This is a genomic window from Endozoicomonas sp. ONNA2, assembly GCF_024606365.1.
GTDB lineage: Bacteria > Pseudomonadota > Gammaproteobacteria > Pseudomonadales > Endozoicomonadaceae > Endozoicomonas.
This window is the reverse complement of sequence record NZ_JAHHPO010000095.1, coordinates 1-3,826: the sequence shown is the minus strand read 5'-3', so window position 1 is coordinate 3,826 and position 3,826 is coordinate 1. Positions and strand designations below refer to the sequence as shown.

The 3,826-nt window shown below is 49.3% G+C and carries 3 protein-coding genes; all 3 read right to left on the bottom strand.

Translation table 11 applies throughout. The annotated features are described in order from the left end of the window. Positions 1–107: 107 nt before the first annotated feature. A complete protein-coding gene (locus KDK14_RS01735) occupies positions 108–1,061 on the bottom strand; it encodes an ABC transporter substrate-binding protein (RefSeq protein WP_257263293.1) in 954 nt (317 codons plus the stop codon). Positions 1,062–1,123: 62 nt separating this feature from the next. After that, complete coding sequence (locus tag KDK14_RS01730; protein WP_257263292.1) at positions 1,124–2,107, bottom strand: ABC transporter permease; 984 nt, start codon at positions 2,105–2,107, stop codon at positions 1,124–1,126. A gap of 5 nt (positions 2,108–2,112) precedes the next feature. Further along, positions 2,113–3,606 carry a sugar ABC transporter ATP-binding protein gene (locus KDK14_RS01725; RefSeq protein WP_257263291.1) on the bottom strand — a complete coding sequence of 498 codons (1,494 nt, stop codon included), beginning with the start codon at positions 3,604–3,606 and terminating at the stop codon, positions 2,113–2,115. Positions 3,607–3,826 lie beyond the last annotated feature (220 nt).

The window sequence follows — 3,826 nt, the reverse complement described above, 5'->3', positions numbered from 1 at the left end:
GCGGGTAGCGGGTAGCGTCTGTAGAAATGTCGAAGTTATTTCAGGACAGCTCCCAGGGAGTTATCCAAGAATAACTTCATCATTTTTTTAGCTTGTCGTGAATAAAATCAGCCAAGAGGATTGATGACTTTCTGGATTCTGGCATCACGAATGTTATCGCCGGTCACCAGAACAGCAGGCACATCAACCAGCTTCTCAACTGTTTCACCTTTCATTACCTTGTGAAGAGTCTTCAGGCCGATATAACCAATGCTGTAGGCATCCTGAACGACAGCTGCCTGCATGACACCGGTTTCTACAAAGTTAACGATGGCTTCACTGGAGTCAAAACCAACTACCTTGATTTTGTCTTTTTTCCCCATGCTTTGAATGGCCGTTGCAACCCCCATGGAAGAACCTTCGTTGGTGCCATAAACCGCTGCCAGGTCAGGGTTGGCACGGGTGATGTCCATGGTCTGGTTCATGGCTTTCTGGGGGTCACCATCGGAGTACAGGGGATCGAGCAGCACGATGTTCGGGTAGTTTGCCTTCATGTGCTCCACAAAGCCGTCAACCCGGTCAATCGCCGAGGTGGTTCCGGCAACGTGGGCGACAATGCCAACCTTACCCTTCCCATTAAGCAGTCGGCCGACTTCTGCTGCTGCCATAGCGCCTGCCTTGTTGTTATTGGTTGCCACAAAGGCGGACGGAATATCAGAATTAACACCCGAATCAAACGTTACAATGCTGACGTTTTTAGCGTGCATGCGATTAACTGACGGGATCAGGGCATTGCCGTCGAGGGCCGCCAGCAGCAACCCGTTTGGCTTTTTCGCCAACGTGTTTTCAATCAACTGAATCTGCTGGTCGATCTGGGTCTCATCCGATGGGCCAACGAAGCTGGTTTTGACTTTAAGCTCTTCGGCAGCCGCATCGGAACCCATTTTTACCGTTTGCCAGAATTCATGCATAAAGCCTTTGCTGACAACCGGAAGATAGATCTCCTTATTGGCCATGGCGCTCCCGGATGAAACCAGCAAACCGGCGATGAATAGAGAGGCAGTTAACGCTCGAAGTTTCATTGTGTTTCCCCTTTTTAATAATCAGATAAGCGATCGTGTTATGGATATTCAGCAGTTAAAACTTATCTGGAACGCTTGCGAAGGTTATCCAGATAGACGGCGGCTACCACCACAGCGCCCGTGGCAACCATCTGCCAGAATTGCGATACGCCCATTAAATTCAAGCCATTTTTCAGGACACTCATAATGAATGCGCCGATGATGGTGCCGCCGATGGTGCCAACGCCACCGGCAAGGCTGGTTCCCCCGATGACCACAGCTGCAATCGCTTCCAGCTCATAACTGACACCTGCAGAGGGTTGCCCGGAGTTGAGCCGGGCAGCCAGGATCATACCGGCAATACCGGTCAGCAAACCGCAGAAGGTATATACCATTAACTTCACTTGCTGAACGTTGATTCCGGATAACCTGGCGGCTTCTTCATTGCTGCCAACGGCGTAAATGTAGCGGCCAAAAATGGTGCGCCTAAGGATGAACGCGGCAATCAGCCCTATGGCAAAAAGATAAAGAACAGGGAAAGGGATAATTCCAAGCAGTTTGCCATTTGCCAGGGTGCTGAATACCGGATAATCAAGGAAGTAAATGGCGCGGCCATCGGTAAACACCATATTGAGTCCACGAACGGACATCATCAGGCCCAGCGTAGCAATAAACGGCGGGATACTGGCTTTGGTAACCAGGGCACCGCTGACCACGCCACAGGCAGTCGCTGCGGCAATACCGATCATAATACACATCACCAGAGGCATACCGGCGGTAGCCGCAAGCCCGGCACAGACACCGGAAAATGCCATGACTGAACCCAGTGACAGATCAATACCGCCAGTGATAATAACGTAGGTCACACCAATGGCCATGATGCCAATAACGGCAGTTTGCAAGGCAATGGTCATCAAATTATCGACAGAGAAAAAATAGGGGCTGCCGACACTGAAGAACATACAGAGTAATACCAGGCTAAACAAAGGAGCCAGTTTCATCACCAGCTCCCGGTTCATGGCAAAACCTGCTTTTTCAGGTTGCTGTTTTTCGGCTTGTGCAAACATATTAATTAACCTTCCAATGCAGCATATTTCATTATGTTTTGTTGATTAGCGTCTTTTCGTTGCAGTTCACCGGTAATACAGCCATGGCGCATGACCAGAATCCGATCGGACAGGCCAAGAATTTCTGGCAACTCTGAAGAGATCATAATGATTGACTTACCCTGCCTTACCAGTTCGTACATCAACTCGTAGATTTCATATTTGGCACCAACATCGATACCGCGGGTGGGCTCATCAAATATCAGGATGTCGGTATCTTTACACAGCCATTTGGCGATAATGATTTTCTGTTGGTTACCGCCGCTTAGATTACCGGCCAACTGTTGCAAGTCAGGTGTCTTTATTCGCAGTCTTTTGCGCAGTTGCCCGGCAATAGTTGAGCCTTTTGCTTCATCAATGACGCCAAGTGAATTGGCAAATCGTGGGTAATTGCTTAACAGGGTGTTGGTCTCTACCGATAGCCCAAGGGCCAGACCTTCCTGTTTTCTATCTTCCGTGAGATAACCAATGCCACTGTCTATGGCATCCCGAATGGAATGGCCTGCCAGCTGCTTGCCATTGAGGGTGATGGTGCCGCTATCAATAGGGTCTGCACCAAAAATAGCTCTGGCAACTTCTGTTCGACCCGCCCCCATCAGGCCAGAAAAGCCTAATATTTCGCCTCTGTGCAAATCAAAACTGACATTGTTCAAAACGCCTGTACGGCAGAGGTTTTTTACCGAAAGGACAACTTCTTCAGTAACAGCCGAGTGATGGGCAGGGAAAATGTTGTCCAGGTCCCGCCCCACCATCATGCTGATCAATTGGTCCAGCGTTGTATCTTGATAATTCACCGTGCCAACGTAGGTGCCATCACGCATAACGGTGGCCCGGTCAGCGATAATGGCCAACTCTTCCAGTCGATGGGAGATATAAACAATCCCCACACCCTGTGCTTTCAACATACGGGTGACTTTGAAAAGGCTGTCTATTTCACTTTCGGTGAGTGCCGCGGTGGGCTCATCCATGATCAGAATCCTGGACTGGCAGGAAAGGGCTTTGGCAATCTCGACCATCTGCTGCTGGGCAACCGTCAAAGAGCCGACCCGGGTGTCTGGTGAAATATCAAGGTTTAAACTTTTGAGAATGTCTGCTGCGGCCCGATTTTGTTTATTGTCGTCTAATAACCAGCCATTGCACTGTTCACGGCCGATGAAAATATTCTGCGCCACCGTGAGGTCAGAACAGAGGTTAAACTCTTGATGGATAATGCTGATGCCCAGATTTTGCGCAGCCAACGGGCCATTGAGAATAATCGGGTTCCCGGCAAGGATGATCTCTCCTTCGTCTTTGTGGTAAACACCGGAAAGAATCTTCATCAGTGTTGATTTACCGGCGCCGTTTTCTCCGAGCAGGGCGTGGACTTCTCCTTTTCGTAAATCAAAGTGAACCCCGTCCAGGGCCAGCACTCCCGGAAATCGCTTGGTGATCTTTTTCATCACCAGTAGCGTGTCTGACATAACTTCTCCCTCAGGCCACAGGATCAGGTGTGAACTTTATGAATGGTCGTTTTGTTGGCAGAAAGGTTATTCAGGATTATTAAGTACAGCAATGGTTTTTTTGCAGAAAGGCATCGTCGCTTGACATAAATCAACAAACATTATCGCTGAGAAAACAAAGGTGGTCATAGGAGGCTGTCCGAGAATAGACTGCCCTACGCGGCAACTGCTCCTGCGTTGC